The sequence below is a fragment of the Cupriavidus pinatubonensis genome, from assembly GCF_019602855.1.
Taxonomy (GTDB): domain Bacteria; phylum Pseudomonadota; class Gammaproteobacteria; order Burkholderiales; family Burkholderiaceae; genus Cupriavidus; species Cupriavidus pinatubonensis.
Genome location: NZ_CP080767.1, coordinates 2,931,545 through 2,950,830, shown reverse-complemented (window position 1 = coordinate 2,950,830; position 19,286 = coordinate 2,931,545). Strand labels below are relative to the sequence as shown.

General features: G+C 66.7%; 15 protein-coding genes. 7 read left to right on the top strand and 8 right to left on the bottom strand.

What is annotated here, in order from left to right:
* The first annotated feature begins 1 nt into the window (after position 1).
* On the top strand, positions 2–1,279 hold the full coding sequence (locus tag K2O51_RS26370) for an MFS transporter (protein WP_140950372.1): 1,278 nt from the start codon (positions 2–4) through the stop codon (positions 1,277–1,279).
* On the opposite strand, the gene K2O51_RS26365 is transcribed toward K2O51_RS26370, so the two are convergent.
* The 5 genes from K2O51_RS26365 to hemL form a co-directional block, all read right to left on the bottom strand.
* Positions 1,273–1,890, bottom strand: a complete 618-nt coding sequence (locus K2O51_RS26365) for a methyltransferase family protein (protein ID WP_235679760.1) — start codon at positions 1,888–1,890, stop codon at positions 1,273–1,275. The two genes, K2O51_RS26370 and K2O51_RS26365, sit on opposite strands and share 7 nt — an antisense overlap.
* 271 nt (positions 1,891–2,161) lie before the next feature.
* Positions 2,162–2,665, bottom strand: a complete 504-nt coding sequence (locus tag K2O51_RS26360; RefSeq protein ID WP_011298777.1) for a TPM domain-containing protein — start codon at positions 2,663–2,665, stop codon at positions 2,162–2,164.
* A 12-nt stretch (positions 2,666–2,677) separates the two neighbouring features.
* Positions 2,678–3,487 (bottom strand): TPM domain-containing protein, encoded by an 810-nt coding sequence (locus K2O51_RS26355; protein ID WP_049796472.1) that lies wholly within the window; start codon positions 3,485–3,487, stop codon positions 2,678–2,680.
* Positions 3,488–3,560: 73 nt separating this feature from the next.
* The gene (locus K2O51_RS26350) at positions 3,561–4,187 is read right to left on the bottom strand and encodes a LemA family protein (protein ID WP_011298775.1); all 627 of its coding nucleotides are present in this window, start codon (positions 4,185–4,187) and stop codon (positions 3,561–3,563) included.
* 81 nt (positions 4,188–4,268) lie between these two features.
* The gene (gene hemL / locus K2O51_RS26345) at positions 4,269–5,558 is read right to left on the bottom strand and encodes a glutamate-1-semialdehyde 2,1-aminomutase (protein WP_140950373.1); all 1,290 of its coding nucleotides are present in this window, start codon (positions 5,556–5,558) and stop codon (positions 4,269–4,271) included.
* A 235-nt stretch (positions 5,559–5,793) separates the two neighbouring features.
* Between hemL and K2O51_RS26340 the strand changes: the two genes are divergently transcribed.
* From K2O51_RS26340 to K2O51_RS26315, 6 genes are all read left to right on the top strand, one after another.
* Positions 5,794–5,964 carry a rubredoxin gene (locus K2O51_RS26340; RefSeq protein ID WP_011298773.1) on the top strand — a complete coding sequence of 57 codons (171 nt, stop codon included), beginning with the start codon at positions 5,794–5,796 and terminating at the stop codon, positions 5,962–5,964.
* Positions 5,965–6,301: 337 nt separating this feature from the next.
* Complete coding sequence (locus K2O51_RS26335) at positions 6,302–6,784, top strand: response regulator (protein WP_011298772.1); 483 nt, start codon at positions 6,302–6,304, stop codon at positions 6,782–6,784.
* Between the two features lie 22 nt (positions 6,785–6,806).
* The gene (locus K2O51_RS26330; protein ID WP_011298771.1) at positions 6,807–7,178 is read left to right on the top strand and encodes a response regulator; all 372 of its coding nucleotides are present in this window, start codon (positions 6,807–6,809) and stop codon (positions 7,176–7,178) included.
* A 51-nt stretch (positions 7,179–7,229) separates the two neighbouring features.
* The gene (locus K2O51_RS26325; protein WP_011298770.1) at positions 7,230–7,778 is read left to right on the top strand and encodes a chemotaxis protein CheW; all 549 of its coding nucleotides are present in this window, start codon (positions 7,230–7,232) and stop codon (positions 7,776–7,778) included.
* Between the two features lie 114 nt (positions 7,779–7,892).
* Complete coding sequence (locus tag K2O51_RS26320; protein WP_140950375.1) at positions 7,893–10,094, top strand: methyl-accepting chemotaxis protein; 2,202 nt, start codon at positions 7,893–7,895, stop codon at positions 10,092–10,094.
* Positions 10,095–10,238: 144 nt separating this feature from the next.
* Positions 10,239–16,097 (top strand): hybrid sensor histidine kinase/response regulator, encoded by a 5,859-nt coding sequence (locus tag K2O51_RS26315; RefSeq protein ID WP_245001879.1) that lies wholly within the window; start codon positions 10,239–10,241, stop codon positions 16,095–16,097.
* A gap of 88 nt (positions 16,098–16,185) precedes the next feature.
* On the opposite strand, the gene K2O51_RS26310 is transcribed toward K2O51_RS26315, so the two are convergent.
* From K2O51_RS26310 to K2O51_RS26300, 3 genes are all read right to left on the bottom strand, one after another.
* Complete coding sequence (locus K2O51_RS26310) at positions 16,186–16,896, bottom strand: hypothetical protein (protein ID WP_041679688.1); 711 nt, start codon at positions 16,894–16,896, stop codon at positions 16,186–16,188.
* Positions 16,897–17,113: 217 nt separating this feature from the next.
* Complete coding sequence (locus K2O51_RS26305; protein ID WP_140950377.1) at positions 17,114–18,424, bottom strand: MFS transporter; 1,311 nt, start codon at positions 18,422–18,424, stop codon at positions 17,114–17,116.
* Positions 18,425–18,520: 96 nt separating this feature from the next.
* Complete coding sequence (locus tag K2O51_RS26300; protein ID WP_011298765.1) at positions 18,521–19,279, bottom strand: SDR family oxidoreductase; 759 nt, start codon at positions 19,277–19,279, stop codon at positions 18,521–18,523.
* Between the last annotated feature and the right edge of the window lie 7 nt (positions 19,280–19,286).

Below are 19,286 nucleotides of genomic sequence, written 5' to 3'. Positions count from 1 at the left end.
CATGACGACCTCTGCTGCTACCCGATCTTCCATGGCCCGCCCGGAACACGGACCTGTTACAGACGCCCGCTGGCGGGTTCTGGCGGTTTTTTCGCTTGGCTTTCTGGTTTCCTACGTATTCCGCGGTGTCAATCTGGGCTTCGCGCCGCACTTGATTCGTGAGCTGGGACTGAGCGCTGGTGACCTCGGTCTGCTCACCAGCTTCTACTTCCTCGGGTTCGCCGCGGCGCAACTGCCGGCCGGCATCCTGCTGGATCGGTATGGGCCCCGCAAGACCGAAGCTGCGATGCTTTTGGCAGCAGTGGCCGGATCCATGTTGTTTGCGGTGGCCCCCGGCATGGCCGGATTGGCTGCGGCGCGGCTGCTGATCGGGATCGGTGTTTCGGTTTGCCTTGGCGCGGCCATCCAGGCGCTGTCGATGTGGTTCCCGCTGTCGCGTATGCCTTTGCTCAACGGCCTCGTCATGGCGATTGGCGGGCTGGGGGCGGTGGCTGTCGGTTCGCCGCTGGCGTGGCTGCTGTCCTGGACGGACTGGAGATCCGTCAGCACTGGGCTGGCCTTCGTATCGCTGGCCATGGCCGCCTTGCTTTGGTTCGGCGTGCCGGACAAGGCCAGCCCGCGGCGTGAAAGCCTGGCGGAGCAGTTGCGTGGCACGCGTCAAATTCTTGGCAGCGAGCGCTTCTGGCGCGTGGTGCCGCTGACCTTGCTTAACCAGGGCGTATTCCTGGCGGTGCAAACGTTGTGGGTGGGTGCCTTCATGCGTGATGTGTCCGGATTTGCGCCTGACCAGAGCGCGCGACTGGTATCAGTCATTGGTCTGGCGATGATGGCCGGGTGCGTAGGGTCGGGCTGGGCGGCACGTCATCTGGAGCGGCTCGGCGTAAGCCTGAAGGCCTTTGCCGGCGCTGGCATGACGGGCTTCATCGTGGTCCAGATATTGATCATGGCCCAGGTGCCGCTGTCGCCAGTGCTGCTGTGGGCGGCCTATGGCGTGTTCGGCTCGAGCGGCATCCTGACCTATGCCGTTCTGGCGCGCAGTTTCCCGGATGCCCTGATCGGCCGCGCGACGACAGCCATGACACTTACGGTGTTCCTGGCCACGTTCCTCTGCCAGGTCGGGATTGGCCAGGTATTGGACCTGTGGCCGGCCACGGGCGGCCGCTATCCCGCTACTGCCCACCTGTCGGCATGGGCTGGCTTGGTAACGCTGCAGGCCCTTGCGGCAGTGTGGTATGCGATCGGGCGCGGCGGCCCGACCGATCCGCGCAGGGTTCAGTAGACTCCCGGCAACACGCGAAACCGTACTTTCTCGCGATACCGGCAATATTCCGGGTCGTCGGACAATAGTGCTTCTTCGCGCCTGATACGCATGACCTGAAGCGTATAAAGCCCTGCATAGACCAGCAGGTTCTGCAGTCCGAAGTTCGTCAGCAGAAAGCCGATGTCGGCAATGAGATAGCTCAGATAGATCGGGTGACGCATGAAGCGGTAGGCACCGCTCGACACGATTCCGCGATTCGCCGGCAGGATGCCGAACGAGAACCGCAGCGAGAGCTTTGCGTAGATCTGCCAGGCAATCCCGGCGATCTGCAGGCCCGCACCGACGATCTCGGGCGCGAAGTGCGCGCCAGGCGCCAGGTCGATGGCAAGGAAATAATACGTGCCGCCCAGTGAGCAGAGCACTGTGACCGGATTCCAGTCGCGCTTCTTGGGGACACGGGCAAACAAGGTCAGGCCTAGCGTCAGGCAACTCGCCACCACGAGTAGCAAAAGGGTGATTCGCGAGGGGGTATCCAGCCATCGCTGGATTGCTCCATATACGAAGCCGGCAAGCAGTGCGGCGGTGGTGGATCTTAGCGTCAACTCCAACAGCAGTTCACGCAAGTCCATCTTGGGCGCGGCGTTCGCTTGCCCGTGGTGCACCAGGCTTTCTGACATATTTACCCCGTTCCGGCGAAATTGAGGCTTCGCCTTTTCTGACTGCAATGTCGTTGTGCAGTCAGCTTAGTCGTGGCTGGCTCGCCGCAATATCGGGTAAAGGGATGTTTCGTGCGTGAACGGTTGTGGCGCTACACGGATGATTCGTCAGCGCCTGATATCGACGCAGGTTTCCAAGCCTGGTGAGGCGAAGTGAAACCGGGGCGCGAGGCCAGAGCCCGGTCTAGAGAACCAACGGCCGGTCGTCCAGTTCGTTCGGATTGCGGCCACCATTGGATGGGAAATGCGCTGCCAGCAGATCATGAATGCTGGCCACTGCGACGAGCACAGGGCGCACCGAAAGATCCTTGGCCAGCCCCTGCGCCAGTTCATCGCAGACAACCCGCCAGGTTTTCGCCCCCACGCGTGCATCGATGCCCCGGTCTGCCAGCAGTTCCACTGCATGGTCAGCCAGATTGATATACAGGAGCACCCCGGTATGCTCCTCGGTATTCCAAACCTCCAGCGCGCCGAACAGGGCCCGCGCGCGCTCCCGCGGCGTGGTGCCACGCCAGGCGTGGCCGAGCGGCAGGCTGGATTCGATGACCACGCGGATTTCACCGAGGTGGCGAGCTTCTCCGTCATGGACCGCATCGTGAAGCTGCTGTTGCGCCTCCGCCGGGAAATAGCGTCGGGCGGTGCCGGTTGTCGTACCGAGGTGGCGCAGCGCACGTCGCAGCGATGGCATGGCCGGGTCTCCTTACCAGTTGCCGGAGGCACCGCCTCCGTCGAAGCCGCCACCGCCTCCGCCGCTAAATCCGCCGCCCGAGCCGCCACCGAAGTCCCCGCCGCCACCAAATCCGCCGCCCCGGCGCCCCCAGTCGCTGCCCATGCCGTAGCCGCCAAGTCCGCCCAGGCCTCCTGCAATGACGTCGCGGCCGCGCGGCGTGGTGACGATCTGCGGGCCGCGGCGGCGCGTGGCGGCGGTCAGGAAGAAGAACAGGATGATGGCCAGCGGAAACAGTACCGGCAGCCAGTCCGACCAGAACGATGACTCCTGCTTGCGCGGCTGCGGCCCGGCCAGGCCTTCCTTGTCGATGGTGGCCTGTATCGCGGAAATGCCGGCCGCCAGCCCACCGTAGAAATCGTTTTGGCGGAAGTGAGGCGCCATCACATCCTGCAGGATGCGCTTGGACATGGCATCGGTCAGCGACCCCTGCACGCCGCGCCCGACCTCAAGCCGCATTTTGCGCAGGCCGGGTGGATTGTCCTTGGCGATCAGCACGATCACGCCGTCGTCGATGCCCTTGCGGCCGGCGCGCCATGCGTCAGCCACGCGGATGCTGTAGGCGTCGATGGTTTCGGGCTCGGTGGTCGGCAGCATCAGCACGAAGATCTGGCTGCCGCGCTGCTGCTCGTATTCGGCCAGCACGTTTTCCAGCGCGGTGCGCTGGGTGGCGGAAAGCGTGTTGGTCAGGTCCGTGACGCGCTGGGTCAGCGGCGGAACGGGAACGAAGCCGTCGTTGGCCGCCAGCGCCGGCATCGCCACCACGCTGGCAAGCCACAGCATGGCGGCCAGCCAGCGGCGCCAGCATCGGAAAGCGGGCAGGGCGGTCGGTGTGCCCACGATATGTGTCCTGCTGTCAGAACTTCACGGTCGGCGGCGTGGAGATTGCCTTCTCGTTTTCCACCGCGAACGAAGGCTTGACCTGGTACTTGAAGACCATGGCCGTCAGGTTGGTCGGGAAGCTGCGTGCGAGCACGTTGTAGTCGCGCACCGCGGCAATGTAGCGCTGGCGTGCCACCGTGATGCGGTTCTCCGTGCCTTCGAGCTGCGATTGCAGGTCGCGGAACGAGGCATCTGCCTTGAGTTGCGGGTAGTTCTCCGACACCGCCAGCAGGCGCGACAGCGCGCCGGACAGCTCGCCCTGCGCCTGCTGGAAGCGCTTGAACGCTTCCGGGTCGTTCAGCGTCTCGGGCGATACCTGGATGCTGGTGGCGGCGGCGCGTGCCTTGGTCACGGCCTCGAGCGTCTCGCGCTCGTGCGTGGCGTAGCCCTTGACGGTGTTGACGAGGTTCGGGATCAGGTCGGCGCGCCGCTGGTACTGGTTGACGACCTCGCCCCAGGCTGCCTTGACCGCCTCGTCCTTGGACTGGAAGTCGTTGTAGCCGCAGGCCGACAGCAGGCTGGCCATGCAGGCCAGCAACAGCCAGCGGAGCCAGCCGGCGGAGCGGATCGGGGTGGAGGACAGGGGCAGTGAGGCGCGCATCGTGGGCTCCCGGTTTGAGGCGAATCTCAAGTGTAGCGCACGGCGCGTTGCTGACAGCCGCGGTCCCTGCTTTGGCTCCCGTCAGGCCGCGAAGGCCTTGCGTGCGGCGTCCAGCGTGGCCTGCAGGATGGCGTCGTCATGGCAGGCCGAGACAAAGCCGGCCTCGAATGCCGAGGGCGCCAGGTACACGCCGTTGTCGAGCATGGCGTGGAAGAATCGGTTGAAGCGCGCGGTATCGCTCTTCGTCACCTCGGCAAAGCTGCCTGGCACGCCGTCGCGGAAGTAGATGCCGAACATGCCGCCAATGGCATCGGCCGCGAACGGCACGCCGGCCGCACGGGCCGCTTCGCTCAGGCCGTCGGCCAGCTTGCGGGTTTGCGCGGTCAGTTTGTCGTAGAAGCCCGGCGCCTGGATCAGCCGCAGTGTGGTCAGACCGGCCGCCACGGCCAGCGGATTGCCCGACAGCGTGCCCGCCTGGTACACGCCACCCAGCGGCGCGAGCTTGGCCATGATGTCGCGCCGGCCGCCAAACGCCGCTGCCGGCATGCCGCCACCGATGACCTTGCCCAGGCACGTCATGTCCGGCGTGATGCCGTAGTGGGACTGCGCGCCGCCCAGCGCCACGCGGAACCCGGTCATGACTTCGTCGAAGATCAGCACGGCGCCGTCGCGCGTGCACAGTTCACGCATGGCCTTCAGGAACGCGTCGCTCGCGCGCACGAGGTTCATGTTGCCGGCCACCACTTCCACGATCACGGCCGCAATCTCGCCGCGGTGCTGGGCAAACGCTTCTTCGAGCTGCGCGACGTTGTTGTACTCGAGCACCATGGTGTGGCGCGTCACGTCCGCGGGCACGCCGGCCGACGACGGTGCGTTCTGCGTGGTGTCGGCAAAGGTCAGCAGGCCCGAGCCGGCCTTGACCAGCAGGCTGTCGGCATGGCCGTGGTAGCAGCCTTCGAACTTGATGATCAGGTCGCGGCCGGTGAACCCGCGCGCCAGGCGCAGCGCGCTCATGGTTGCCTCGGTGCCCGACGACACCAGGCGCACCTGTTCGATCGACGGCACCAGCTTGCAGATTTCCTCGGCCATGTCGATCTCGGCCTCGGTCGGGGCGCCGAACGAGAAGCTGTGCGCGGCGGTCTCCTGCACGGCGCGGACCACGTCGGGGTGGGCGTGGCCGACGATCATCGGGCCCCAGGAGCCGATGTAGTCGATATAGCGCTGGCCATCCGCATCCCACATGTATGCGCCCTCGGCACGCGTGATGAAGCGCGGCGTGCCGCCCACCGAGCGGAAGGCCCGCACGGGCGAGTTGACGCCGCCGGGAATGGTTTGCTGGGCACGGTCGAAGAGCTGCTGGTTACGGGACATGGTCTGCCTGGTGGAAAACTCGGGGGAAACGCGTTCAAGCGGGCGCGAACTGGCGTCCAAAGCGTGGGCAAAGCGGTGCAAATCGGTGGAATAGCGCGGCTTTTGTCCGGTATTTGTACGCTAACGTGCGCGAACACGGCGGATTTGGCACGATTCTGGCTTAAGCGGCTGGCGCCGTCGGCGCCGATTCGGTACCATCTGCGCTGAATTTTAATGGAGAGCGCCAGAGCCTGTTATGGAATACAAGACTTGGATGTGCCTGATCTGCGGCTGGATCTACGACGAAGCCACCGGCGCGCCGGAAGACGGCATTGCCCCCGGCACCAAATGGGAAGACGTGCCCATCAACTGGACCTGTCCGGAATGCGGCGCCCGCAAGGAAGATTTCGAGATGGTGGCGATCTGACGCTGCTTCTCGCCGGCTGCGTGTCGATATGCGTCGCGCCGGCGCGACAATTCGCCTGACCGTGCCGGACGCTCCGGATTGACGGGCATCGGGCGGCTTGTCACACTCTGACACAATTCAAATCCGTCCATCCCGCCATCCGGGGGTGGCGCAGGGCGGAATGGCAGGTGCGGGTTCCACGCACCGCCTCTGGCCGGTGAACTTGCCGGTCTTTTGTAGGGAAGATGAAATCGGGGTTCCGTCGGGGCGGCTGGCCAGGTCAGGCCAAGCCGTTTCGCGCGGGTGTTCTCAAGAGATTGCCGGTGCTCCGCATGGAGACGCTGGTCGCGGGAACAACATGCGGGTCGCTCAACCACTAGAAAACCATCGGGTCAATGCCGGCGCCAGCGCGCAGCCGGACCAGGGGCCGGCGTGCGCGCCGGCATCGTCGCGCAGAGTGCTGGTGATCGATGATTCCAGCACCATCCGCCGTACGGCGGAGATCTTCCTGTCGCAGGCGGGCTATCAGGTCGTGCTTGCGGAGGACGGTTTCGAAGCGCTCGCCAAGGTCGGCGACATGCATCCCGACCTCATCTTCTGCGACATCCTGATGCCGCGTCTCGACGGCTATCAGACCTGCTCGCTGATCAAGAAAAGTCCGCGTTTCCACGCCATTCCCGTGATCATGCTGTCGTCGCGCGATGGCGTGTTCGACCGTTCGCGCGGACGGCTCGTGGGCGCGCAGGACCACCTGGCCAAGCCGTTCACGCGTGACGCCCTGCTGCAGGCCGTGCAGGCCTGCCTGCCTGGCCATGCGAGCGGCAACGCGCTGCCGGCTTGACCCGGATTCAAGGAACTGACTCATGACAACCATCAACAAGATCCTCATCGTCGATGACTCGCCGACGGAAGCGCTGTTCATGTCCGACCTGCTCGGCAAGCAGGGCTTCAAGGTCTCGGTCGCGGGCAACAGCGACCAGGCCTTCGCGCGCCTCGAGGCCGAGGCCTTCGACCTGATCCTGATGGATGTGGTCATGCCTGGCCAGAACGGCTACCAGGCCACGCGCGCCATCAAGCGCGACGATCGCTTCAAGGACATCCCCGTGATCATGTGCACCAGCAAGGGCCTGGACACGGACCGCATCTGGGGCATGCGCCAGGGTGCGTCGGACTATATCGTCAAGCCAGTCGACAGCAAGGAATTGCTGACCAAGATCGCTGCGCTGTCTCACTGACAGCCGCAACACTGACGCACCAGTTTTCGCCAGCACCGCCGGGGACGCCACATGAACGCGCCACGCCAAGACCTCCGCACCCGCCAGACTCGGCTGCAGGACTACCAGGCCATGCTCGCCAGGCGCCTGCGCGAGGCCCGCAACGTGCCTGCCGCCGACAGCTACCTCGCTCTCCAGGTAGGCCAGCGCGGCTGGCTGTTGCCGCTTGCGCAGACCGGCGAGGTGCTCGACATGCGCCACCCGAGCCGCGTGCCGCTGACGCAGCCGTGGTACGCGGGCCTGGTCAATGCGCGCGGCAGCCTGCTTGGCGTGATTGATTTCGGATTGTTCTGCGGCGACGCGCCGACGCCACTGCAGCCGGGCAGCAAGATCGTCGTGCTGTCGCGCCAGGTCGAGCGCGCGTGCGGCATCCTGGCGACGCGCGTGGTTGGCTTGCGCCATGCGGCGGACCTGCGCGAGCCGGCACAACCAGCCGGGGCGGTAGAGGCATGGGAAGGCAGGCGGCTGGATGACGGCGACGGCCGCGCGTGGCAGGTGCTGGACGTGCGCGCCTTGCTTGACACACCGGCATTTCTGCAGGCAGGGCGCATGGCGGCATAAGCCCGCAGTAATTTTCCGGCGCCGTTGGTCGCGGTGCCCGTGGCAACAGAACAAATAGCGCGGCGGCCCGTGTCGAGGCTGCCCCAGATAACGATTCAACGGACAGAGGGTGCTATGGGGTTCAAGAAAATCAGCCTGGGACGCCGGAAGCCGGCAGCCGACGCGGCCGCCGGCCTGGTGGGAGACCGCGCCGGCGCGGCACCATCGGCGAGTACCGCACCGCGTGCGGACGGGCTGGGCAGAACTCCGCTGGAGGCCGTGTCGGCATTGCTGTCGCGCATGCCGTTCTCCTCGCAGCAGCGTGCGCTGACCATCGGCGTGGTGGTGTCGCTGGTCGCGCTGCTCGGCTCGGTGTATATGGATAACCGCATCGCCAACAATGCCGCGGCGCAGATCGAAATCTCGGGCGACATGCTGATGCACTCGCAGCGCCTGGGCAAGGCCGCGCCAGTGGCGCTGCTGGGCAATATGCAGGCCTTCACGCAGCTGCGCCAGTCCAAGGAAGCGCTGGCCGCTGACTTGCAGGCGCTGCAGGCCGGCAGCGATGACAGGCACGTGCGCGCCACGACGGGCGAGGCACAGCCGCTGCTCGAAACCGCGATCAGCTCGTGGAAGCGCAGCGAGAAGAGCGCCGCCGACGTGCTCGCGCAGCAGGCGGTGCTGACGACGATCGGCCAGACGCTGCAGGTTTTCAACGCATCCAACCCCGAACTGCTCGAAGCCGCCGAACAGGTGGCGGCGCTCAAGCTGCAATCAGGCTCCAATGCGCGTGAGGTGGCCGCATCCGCCCAGCTTGTGATGCTGACGCAGCGCTTGGGCAAGAACCTGAATGAGTTCCTGTCCGGCGAAGGCGTGAACCCCGAAACCGCGTTCCTGCTCGGCAAGGACACCAACACCTTCCGCGAGACGCTGGACGGTCTGCTCAACGGCAGCGAGGCGCTGCGGCTGAATGCCGCCACCGATGCCGAGACGCGCGGGTACCTGCAGCAGCTGTCGCAGCGCTTCGACGCGGTGCAGAAGACCACCCAGACGATCCTGCAGAACCTGCCCGGCCTGATTGCCGCCAAGCGCGCGCAGCAGCAGATCTTCAACGACAACGAAAGCCTGCGCGGCGAGCTGTCGGCGCTGCAGAAGTCTTACTCCGAAGGCGCGCGCTTCCGTCCGGTGACGCTGGGCGCGATGCTGGTTTCAGCGCTGGCCACGCTGCTCTGCCTGGCCGGCCTGGCCTCGCTGTACCTGCGCGATTCGCGCCTGCGCGCGGTCGAAGCCGAAGCGCGCGAACGTGAAGCCGAAGCACGCCGCCTGGAAGAAAAACGCAACAACGACACCACGCAAAAGGCCATTCTGCAGCTGATGAACGAACTGCAGGACATCGCCGACGGTGACCTGACACGCCAGGCGACCGTGACCGAGGACATCACCGGCGCCATTGCCGACTCGGTGAACTATACGGTGGAAGAACTGCGCGAACTGGTGGGCCGCGTGCAGCAGACGGCAGGGGAAGTGACGCTGGCGTCGGGACAGGTGCAGGCCACGTCCAACCAGCTTGCCACGACGACCGAAGAGCAGTCGCGCCAGATCCGCCAGACCGGTGAGTCCGTGGTGGACATGGCGGATCGCATCACGCAGGTGTCGCGCGGTGCGGCGGAGTCTGCCAACGTGGCGCGCGCCTCGCTGACGGCTGCGGAGCAAGGGCAGCAGGCGGTGCAGAACGCGATCGCGGGCATGAACGACATCCGCGAGCAGATCCAGGAAACGTCCAAGCGCATCAAGCGGCTGGGCGAGTCGTCGCAGGAGATCGGCGAAATCGTCGAGCTGATCTCGGACATTACCGAGCAGACCAACGTGCTGGCACTCAACGCCGCCATCCAGGCCGCATCGGCTGGTGAGGCCGGCCGCGGCTTCACGGTGGTGGCCGAAGAAGTGCAGCGCCTGGCGGAACGCTCGGGGGAAGCAACCAAGCAGATTGGCGCGCTGATCCGCACCATCCAGACCGACACGCAGGATGCCGTGCACGCGATGGAGCGCAGCACGCAGGGTGTGGTCGAAGGGGCGCGCCTGTCGGACAATGCCGGCGCCGCACTGCAGGAAATCGGCCGCGTGTCGCGCCAGCTTGCCGAACTGATCGAACAGATCTCGCGCTCCACTTCGCACGAAGCGGATCTCGCTGGCGGCGTGGCCCGCCACATCGAGCGCATTCTGCAGGCGACCGAGCAGACCACCGCCGGTACGCGCCAGACGGCGAATTCGGTGCGCGATCTGACGCAGCTCACCGAAGAGCTGCGCAACTCCGTGTCGCGGTTCAAGATCGCCTGACCATGAACAGGCACGGGGTTTCCCGCCAGCATGCCGGTATCGCGCATGCCGGCTGCAAGGCAGCCCCGGTGCGAATGACGATCCTGGCGCCCGCCGCGTCGGGACAGCCCCGACCCGCGCGCAAAGGCCGCAATGGAAGCCGTGATGTCTTTGAATTCTCCCTTTTCGCGTGACCCCGCCGAGTTGCCGATGACGGATGCGCTCGAACCGGACGCATTGGCCCTGCCGGCCGCATCGGCCTCGCGCGACCTGTCCGTGCTGGCATGGGTGGTGCCGAGCCTGCGCGCGGCGCTCGATGACGCCGCGACCGAGCTGTCCCACTACGTCGATGAAGTCCAGCAGGCGCCCGAGGCACTGGGCGCGCGCGATACCACGTCGCTGCGCCTGGCCGGGCAGCAACTGCACCAGGCCGCCGGAGCGGTGCATATCGTAGGCCTGCGCGGCGTCGATCCATACTGCCAGGCGCTGCGCCGCCTGATCGAAGGCCTTGATGGCGGCGGCGTAGTCGCCAACGCTGGAACGCTCGCCGTGTTTCGCGCGGGCGTACAGGCCTTGGCCGAATACGTAGATGACCTGATGGCGGGCGATGAACAGGACCCGTTGCGGCTGTTCCGCCCGTATGCCGAGATCCTGGAACTGCTCGGCGACGAGCGTGTGCATCCGGCCGACCTCTGGCTCGATGAACTGCAGATGCTGCCTGGCATTTTGCTGCCGACGCGCAATGCATCGGCCGTGACGCGTGCGCGCCAGCGCTACGAGGCGGCGCTGCTCAAGGCACTGCGCCTGCCGGTGCCGTGCACAGAATCCGCGCGCTTGCGCGAAGCCTACCTGCCGCTGCAGGAAGCGCTGGACGACGTCCGCGCCAGCGAGCAGGAGGCACGCCGCGTGACCGACCACCCGGACCGTGGCGTCTGGCATGTGCTGTCGCTGGCGTTCCGAGCATTTGCCCACGGGCTGCTGCTGTCCGACCTGCTGGCCAAGCGCTTTGCCGGCCGCGCGCACCTGCTGCTGCGCCAGTACCAGCAGGGCCAGGTCCGCGTGCCGCAGTCGCTGCTCAACGACGCCGTCTTCCTGCTCGTTTGTACGACACAGGATGACGGGGGACAGCCGCCGCACGGCGCAGAGGATGCTGCCGTCCAGTTGCTGCGTGCCGATATCGCGCGCACGCTGCAGGCATTCCGCCTCGACCGTGCGCATGCCACGCGGGGCGCCGACTACCATCTGCGCTACTACGGCTGGCTCGATCCGATCGATACCCGAAACCTTCAACAGGCCGCCGCAGGTCTTGAGCGGGCCGCGGAAGGCGATACGGCTGGCTGGGAAATCGCGCTCGCGGCGCTGGCCGAGGCCGCGCAACCGCTCGCGCAGCCCGCGTTGCAGCTTTGCCTGTCGCAGGCGGCATTGAAGGCCGGCGCGGCGCATGATCGCAACGAGGCGCTCGGTGCGAGCGGCATCGCGCTGTTCCTGACGCGCGCGCTGGCGCTGCCGTGGCGCGTGCATGGCATGAGTCCCAACGCTGCCGCAGCGGTGTTTGCCACGCGCTGCGAGGAACTCGCGCAATGCCTCGTCGACCCGGCCGCCGCCGCGCCCGCATGGCTTGCGCGCATGGCCGATGAAGCGCGCGCGCAGGCAGCGCGGGTGCAGGCCGTCGCGCAATTGCGCTCCCAGCTTGACGGCGGCGAATCGTGGCTCGATACGTACGACCGCAATGCGGCGCGGCCCGACGCCGGCGCCAGCCTTGCCGAGGCCGTGCAGGCATTCGAGGCGCTGCGGATCACGCTGGACGCACTGCAGCACACCGATGCATTGCCCGACACGCTCAGCGACGATGCCCAGCACGCCAGCGAAGCCGTGCAGGAGGCCGTGCGGCAAGCCGCTACGCTCGGCCCCGATGATGGCGAGGTAGCGCGCGGCGAATGCCTGGCAGCAATTGCCACCACGCTGGGTTCGGTGCACGCGTTTATCGATGCGCTGGAACTCGGCCGCAATCGCCACGATGCCGAAGATATCGATCTCGATGATGGCGCCGCCTTGCGTCAGGAGCATTCCGCGAACAGCGACCCGCTCGCGGTAGCGCGTGCCGCGGCCAGGGAAGCGATTCGCACGGAAGCCACGGCCGATACGCCGGCGGTCCAGCGGCTGCGCGCTGCGCTGCAGACCCTGGCAGACCAGGCCGCGATCGACGATAACGCCGTATTGCGTCGCCAGGCCGCGGAAGCGAGCACGCAACTCAACGCGTGGCTTGCGGGCAGCGACACGTCCGGCGAACGGCTGATTGCTGCATTGGCCGAGCCGATGCCGGTTGCCGCACAGGCGCCGGAAGCCGCGCCTGCAGCCGACGACAGTGCCGCGCTGGATGCCGAGCTGTTCGAGATATTCCTGAACGAGGCCGACGAAGTGCTCGGCGGCATCGCGGGTGATCTCGGCTCGGGGCTGGAGGCGCTTGGCGATACTGACACGCTCAGCCGGATTCGCCGCGCATTCCATACGCTCAAGGGTTCGAGCCGCATGGTCGGCCTGCATCGCTATGGCGATGCCGCGTGGGCCGTGGAGCAGGTGATGAACCTGTGGCTCGCCGAGGCGCGCGCGCCCGTGCCGGCCTTGCTGAACCTGCTGCGCCGCGCGCATGCGGAGTTGTCCGCGTGGGTGGCACTGCTGCATCGCGATGCCGGCGCCGCGCATGACATTGCGCCGCTGGTAGCGGCAGCGGAGGCGGTGCGGGATCCCCAACCTGAAGCGGACGCTACCGCAGCCGTGACGGAGCCGCGCCATGCCGTCCCCGACGATGCGCCGATGCCGGATGTCCAGATTGCCGGGCCGCCCGACACGGACCCACTCACGCAACCCCATGCGACGGACGACGGCAACGTCATTCCTTTCCGCCTGTCCGGCGCGCTGTCGGACGCGGACGACAACTTCAAGGTGATCGGGCCGATCCGGATCGGACTGCCGCTCTACAACGTCTACCTGCAGGAGGCCGACGACCTGCTGCGCCAGTTCGCTACCGACATCTCCGAGTGGCGCCACGAGAACCATCCGTGCCCGAGCGAGCTGGCCCTGCGCGTCGCGCACACGCTGCAGGGTAGTGCGTCGACCGTCGGTCTGGAGCCCGTGCGCGAGATTGCCGAGGCGCTTGAACACCTGCTGCTGCAGCTTGGCTCTCATCCCGTCGCCATGCACCCGGGCGATTTCCGCCTGCTGGAGCAGTCGGTCGAGCGGCTGCGCGGCATGCTGCACCAGTTCGCCGCGGGCATCTGGCCGGAAGCCGATGCGGGCCTGCACCGCAGCCTGTCCGAATTCGGCGAGCGTGCGCTGCTGCGCCCGCGCGTGCTGGTGCCTGCGCCGCAGGCGCCTGCCGAGCCCGATGCTTCGGTGGCGAGCCTGTTCGGCCAGGTGCCGCCCGCTGCAGTGGCGCCGGATCAGCCTGCGCCCGAGCCGACCGTGGAAGCTGCGCCCGCAGCGCCCGAGATCGCGCCGCCGGAACCTGCACCGGCATCAATCAAGCATGACGCCATGGTGATCCCGCTGCCGACGCCGACGCCCGCGCGGCCGCTGCCACAGGCGATGATGCAGTCGGATGCCGCCGAACTCGATGCGGCCCTGGTCGAGATCTTCCTGGAAGAAGCGCACGGCAGCCTGCCGGAACTTGGCCGGCTGGTGCGCACATGGGAAGCCGCGCCCGAAGACGCCCGGCAAGGTGGCCTGGTACTGCGTGCGCTGCATACGCTCAAGGGCAGTGCGCGCATGGCCGGCGCGATGGCGCTGGGCCAGGCCGCGCACGAGATGGAAACGCTGCTCGACGCCAGCCTGCGCGCGCAACGCGTTGGCCCGCAGCTGTTCGGGCGCCTGTATGCGTGGTATGACCGCATCCTGATGCACGTGGAGGCGCTGCAAGCCGGGCGCCTGCTGGTGCCGGACGATGCCGATCTCATCAACGGGATCGGCCAGTCCGAGCAGCCGGCGACGCCGGTGATGGCGAGCGTTGCTCCGCCGAAGCCTGAGAGCGCTGGCACGGCGCTGCCGGTGCCGGCTGTCGGGGCCCCTGCGGGCGCTGCGGTACAGCCTTCGGATGCCACTGAGCGCCAGCGTGCGCTGGTGCGCGTGCAGGCGCGTGCGCTCGATACGCTGATCAACGAGGCTGGCGAAGTCGGCGCCACGCGCGCACGCCTGGAAAGCGAACTGGATTCCATGCGCGCGTACCTCGGCGAACTGAACGACAACGTCGCGCGTCTGCGCGGCCAGTTGCGCGAGATCGAAATCCAGGCCGAATCGCAGATGGCCTCGCGCATTGCCGATGCCCAGCAAAAGCAGGATTTCGATCCGCTCGAGTTCGACCGCTTCACGCGCTTCCAGGAACTGACGCGGATGATGGCCGAATCGGTCAACGACGTGGCAACCGTGGAGCAAAACCTGCACCGCGGCTTCGACCGCACCGCCGGCGACCTGGCGGCGCAGGCGCGCCTTACGCGTGGTCTGCAACGCGGGCTGATGCAGGCGCGCATGGTGCAGTTCGACGCGTTGGCCGAACGCCTCTACCGCGTGGCGCGCCAGGCCGCTGCCGAGACCGGCAAGGAAGTCCGCCTGCTGATCCAGGGCGGCACCGTGGAAATCGACCGGTCGGTGCTGGATCGCATGGCCGGCCCGATCGAGCACCTGATCCGCAATGCCGTGGTGCATGGCATCGAAAAGTCGGACGCCCGCCGCGCGGCAGGCAAGCCGGCAGCCGGTTCGCTGACGCTGGAAGTGCAGCAGGAAGGCAACGAGGTCGTGCTGCATTTCGTCGATGACGGCGCAGGGCTGGACCTTGCACGCATTCGCGCGCGGGCCGTGGAGCGCAGCCTGCTTGCGCAGGACGATGACGCGAGCGAGGCCCGCCTGACCGAGATGATCTTTGCGCCGGGCTTTTCGACGGCCGATGCAGTCTCGGAACTCGCCGGCCGCGGCGTGGGCATGGACGTGGTGCGCGCCGAAACCGTGGCGCTCGGCGGCCGGATCACGCTGTCCACCACGGCTGGCCGCGGCACCACGTTCACGGTGCATCTGCCGCTGACCACGGCTATCACGCAGGTGCTGGTCGTGATGCTCGGCGGTCGCATATATGCCATGCCGAGCGGCATGATCGACCAGGTCCAGCAGCTTCGTACGCAGGCCCTGCTCGACGCCTACAACCAGGGGCAGATCGCCGTGGCGGGCCATGTCGTGCCGTTCTACTACTTCGGTGGCTTGCTCGAGGAAAGCGCCGCGAGCCCGTCCGGCCGCAAGTATTCGCCGGTGGTCATCGTGCGCAGCGGCTCCGAACGCGTGGCGGTGCACGTGGACGAAGTGGTGGGCAACCGCGAAGTGGTGGTCAAGCACATCGGCCCGCACCTCGCGCGCCTGGAGGGCATTGCAGGCGCGACCACGATGGGCGACGGCGAGATCGTGCTGATCTACAACCCCGTGGTGCTCGCGCAGCGCTTCGAGCGCGTGCGCGGCGAAGCGGCGCCGGCCATGGTGCCGCCTGAAACTGCGCAGCCGCTCGGCGCCGTGGCAGAACTGGACGGCAGTGGCGCGACCACGCCGGTGCATGGTCTGGTGATGCAGCCCACTGTCATGGTCGTGGACGATTCGCTGACCGTGCGCAAGGCCGCGCACCGACTGCTCACGCGTGCCGGCTATGAGGTGCTGCTCGCCCGCGACGGTGTCGACGCGCTCAAGCAGTTGCAGGATGTGATGCCGGACGCCATGCTTGTGGACATCGAAATGCCGCACATGGACGGCTTCGACCTCACGCGCAACGTGCGGGCCGACAGCCGCACGGCGCATATGCCGCTCGTGATGATTACCTCGCGCACGGCGGAAAAGCACCGCCGCTATGCGCAGGAAATCGGCGTGGACGTCTACCTCGGCAAGCCCTACAACGAGGATGAACTGCTCAGCACGCTGCAGCGGCTGATTGGTGCGCGGGCTGCCAGGGTTGCAGGTTCGGTTGCGCAGATGCTGGGGGACCAGCCGGAACCTTGAAGCCGTTTGCGAACGTGCAGAAAGCAGAGAGGGCCGCCGTCATGGTGGCCCTCTCTTCTTTGCGGATGGTTAGCGCGCTGACAGCGGATTACCAACGCATCTGCGCATTCCGCGTGCCCGTGCTGACCACCTGCGTCTTGGTCCGGCCTTCATACGTCGCACGTACGCTGTAGCTGCCTTCCGGCGCGCGCAGCAGGCACTTCGGCCCGTCGGCGACGAAGTTGGCCACTTCACGCCCGTTCCGAATCAGTTTCACGTTGACGTCGGACAGGTATTCCCCGCGCGCGCCCTGCGTGAACAGCAGCCCCATGTTGTAGTTGCGGGCCTGCGCGGACAGTGCGCGCTGCTCGTCGTCGGCAACGCCGCCGCAGATATAGGTCACTGAGCCGGCCTTGCGCGGCACCATGGCGTCGCGCGGCGGCGGGGGCGGCGGCGTCGTCAATGGCGGGGAGGGAGGCGTAGGTGAGGCCAGCGGGGGCGATGGTGCCGCGGGAGCCGTATTGATTGGCGCGGTCGAGGGCGCAGGTCCCGCGGCCGGCGGTACGGCCGAGGGGACCGGCAGCGGCGGTGTACCAGGCGTGCCAGGTGCGCCCGTTGTGCCCGGCGTTGGCGCCATGGGCGCGGTTGCGGCATCCGCCGGTGCAGGGGGAGCCTGTGCCTGGCTCGCCGCCGGTACGAAAGCCAGCAATGCCAATGCACCTGCGCCCGTCAGAAGCGCCACGCGAAGTGCGCGCGCGTGCCGTTCCCGCGCACCGGACACCTCGACGGGGCGGGCCGTTCGTGAAGACAGTTGCTTCATCTTGGCCTCCTTGACGAAAGAAGGGAAACAGGGCCGCCACAATCCCGGAGGGACGTGGCGGGTCTCCATTCCATGCTACGGAGGGGTACCGGAGCACACTGCCCGTCAGGCTCCTACATGCGTGTCGGAGGAGGGCGTGTTGCAGGATGCGGGCGGCGCGCAGGCCACCCGGCAGGTGCACGCCGCGGCAGTTTGCGGCGTGCAAGGGGAACGAAGGTCAGGTCTTGCTGCTTACCAGCCGTGCCGGCACCGACAGCGTTAGCGCGGCGCCGACCACCAGGCAGGCCGCGAGCAGGTACATGCCGGAATCGGTGGTATGGGTCAGGTCCTTGAGCCAGCCGACCGCATACGGGCTGAGGAAGCCGGCCAGGTTGCCGAGCGAGTTGATCAGCGCGATGCCGGCGGCAGCGCCGGTACCGGCCAGGAAGGCGGTAGGCAGGCTCCAGAACAGCGGCAGCGTGGTCAGGATGCCGATCGTCGCCAGCGTCAGCGCCACCATGGCCAGCGCGGTGCTGTCATGCCAGTACACCGAAAGCAGCAGGCCGAGCGCGCCCGCCACGGCGGGAATGGCAATGTGCCAGCGGCGTTCGCCGGAACGGTCGGCGCTGAACGCAAACAGCACCATGCCGACCACCGCGCAGCCATACGGGATCGCGGTCAGCAGGCCGATGTCGAGCGCGCTCTTGACGCCGGTCTGCTTGATGATGGTCGGCAGCCAGAAGCTCACGCCGTAGAGGCCCATCACGAAGCAGAAGTAGATCGCACTCATCAGCCACACACGCGGGCTGGACAGCACGGTGCGGATCGGCGGGTCTTCCTTGTGGGCGTCTTCGTGGGCGATATTGCGTTCGAGCAGCGCCTTTTCCTCGTTGGTCAGCCACTTGGCGTGCACGATACGATCATCCAGGTAGGCCAGCACCCACAGGCCGACCAGGATCGAAGGGATGCCTTCGAGCAGGAACATCCACTGCCAGCCGGACCAGCCGTTGTGGCCGTCGAACGATTGCATCACCCAGCCCGACAGCGGGCCGCCGATCACGCCCGACAGCGCGATGGCGGTCATGAAGAACGTGGTGGTGCGCCCGCGCCGGTTGGCCGGATACCAGTAGGTCAGGTACAGGATGATGCCGGGGAAGAAGCCGGCCTCCGCAATGCCGAGCAGGAAGCGCAGCACGTAGAACATCGTCGGCGTGGTGACGAACATCATCGCCCCCGAAATGACGCCCCACGTGATCATGATGCGCGCGATCCAGATGCGGGCGCCGACCTTGTGCAGGATCACGTTGCTCGGCACTTCGAACAGGAAGTAGCCGATGAAGAAGATCCCCGCGCCGAGGCCGTAGATGGTCTCGCTGAACTTCAGGTCGCTGAGCATCTGCAGCTTGGCAAAGCCCACGTTGACGCGGTCCAGGTAGGCCACCACGTAGCACAGCAGCAGGAAAGGCACCAGGCGCCAGCTCACCTTGCGGTAAGTGGCGTCTTCAAACGCGGCGTCGCCAACGCCGGGATTCACTGCAGTCGTTGTCATGCTGTCTCCTCAGAATGGTTGCGCTTCTACGACGCTTCTATGACGTTGTTACGACGCTTCGGTGATGCAGATACAGCTACACAAAAACGGTATTGGCTAGACGCAGCGGCCGCCGTCCACTTCGATGCAGGTGCCGGTGATGAACGCGGCTTCATCGGAGGCCAGGTACAGGCAGGCATTGGCGACATCCGGCGGCGTCGACATGCGGCCCATCGGGATCGTGGCGAGGAACTTGGCGCGGTTTTCCGGCGTGTCCGGCATGCCCATGAATTCTTCGAGCAGGCCGGTCGCGCCAATCACCGGGTTGACGCAGTTGACGCGGATATTGTCCTTGCCGAGCTCTGCCGCCATGGCCTTGCTCGCGGTGATGACGGCGCCCTTGCTGCCGTTGTACCAGACCAGTCCCGGACGCGGCCGGATGCCCGCGGTCGACGCGATATTGACGAACACGCCGCCGCCGCGCTGGCGGAAATGCGGGATGAACGCGCGCGCTGACCAGAAGATGCTTTTGACGTTGACGGCGTAGACCCGATCGAATTCCTCCTCGGTGATGTCGAGGATCGGCTTGTTGCGATGCGTGGTGCCGGCGTTGTTGATGACGATATGCACGTCGCCGAACGCGCTTAGCGTGGCGTCGCGCATGGCCTCCGTATCCGCTTCGCGCGCGACATCGGTGCACACGGCGCGGGCCTGGCCACCGGCATCGCGGATGGCGGCGGCCACACGCTCGGCGGCGTCTTCACGCAAGTCGGCCACCATCACGCGCGCACCTTCGCGCGCGAACGTGTGCGCGATGCCTTCGCCAAAGCCGGAGCCGCCACCTGTCACCACCGCTACCTTGTCTGCCAGTCTCATCGCATGT

What these genes read in the sequence shown, in the direction of transcription:
- K2O51_RS26365 (WP_235679760.1), bottom strand. Translation starts at nt 1,890, where the DNA reads ATGGACTTGCGTGAACTGCTGTTGGAGTTGACGCTAAGATCCACCACC.
- K2O51_RS26350 (WP_011298775.1), bottom strand. Translation starts at nt 4,187, where the DNA reads ATGCGCGCCTCACTGCCCCTGTCCTCCACCCCGATCCGCTCCGCCGGC.
- K2O51_RS26310 (WP_041679688.1), bottom strand. Translation starts at nt 16,896, where the DNA reads ATGAAGCAACTGTCTTCACGAACGGCCCGCCCCGTCGAGGTGTCCGGT.
- K2O51_RS26340 (WP_011298773.1), top strand. Translation starts at nt 5,794, where the DNA reads ATGGAATACAAGACTTGGATGTGCCTGATCTGCGGCTGGATCTACGAC.
- K2O51_RS26330 (WP_011298771.1), top strand. Translation starts at nt 6,807, where the DNA reads ATGACAACCATCAACAAGATCCTCATCGTCGATGACTCGCCGACGGAA.
- K2O51_RS26355 (WP_049796472.1), bottom strand. Translation starts at nt 3,487, where the DNA reads ATGCTGTGGCTTGCCAGCGTGGTGGCGATGCCGGCGCTGGCGGCCAAC.
- K2O51_RS26335 (WP_011298772.1), top strand. Translation starts at nt 6,302, where the DNA reads ATGCGGGTCGCTCAACCACTAGAAAACCATCGGGTCAATGCCGGCGCC.
- K2O51_RS26315 (WP_245001879.1), top strand. Translation starts at nt 10,239, where the DNA reads ATGTCTTTGAATTCTCCCTTTTCGCGTGACCCCGCCGAGTTGCCGATG.
- K2O51_RS26300 (WP_011298765.1), bottom strand. Translation starts at nt 19,279, where the DNA reads ATGAGACTGGCAGACAAGGTAGCGGTGGTGACAGGTGGCGGCTCCGGC.
- K2O51_RS26360 (WP_011298777.1), bottom strand. Translation starts at nt 2,665, where the DNA reads ATGCCATCGCTGCGACGTGCGCTGCGCCACCTCGGTACGACAACCGGC.
- K2O51_RS26320 (WP_140950375.1), top strand. Translation starts at nt 7,893, where the DNA reads ATGGGGTTCAAGAAAATCAGCCTGGGACGCCGGAAGCCGGCAGCCGAC.
- K2O51_RS26370 (WP_140950372.1), top strand. Translation starts at nt 2, where the DNA reads ATGACGACCTCTGCTGCTACCCGATCTTCCATGGCCCGCCCGGAACAC.
- hemL (WP_140950373.1), bottom strand. Translation starts at nt 5,558, where the DNA reads ATGTCCCGTAACCAGCAGCTCTTCGACCGTGCCCAGCAAACCATTCCC.
- K2O51_RS26305 (WP_140950377.1), bottom strand. Translation starts at nt 18,424, where the DNA reads ATGACAACGACTGCAGTGAATCCCGGCGTTGGCGACGCCGCGTTTGAA.
- K2O51_RS26325 (WP_011298770.1), top strand. Translation starts at nt 7,230, where the DNA reads ATGAACGCGCCACGCCAAGACCTCCGCACCCGCCAGACTCGGCTGCAG.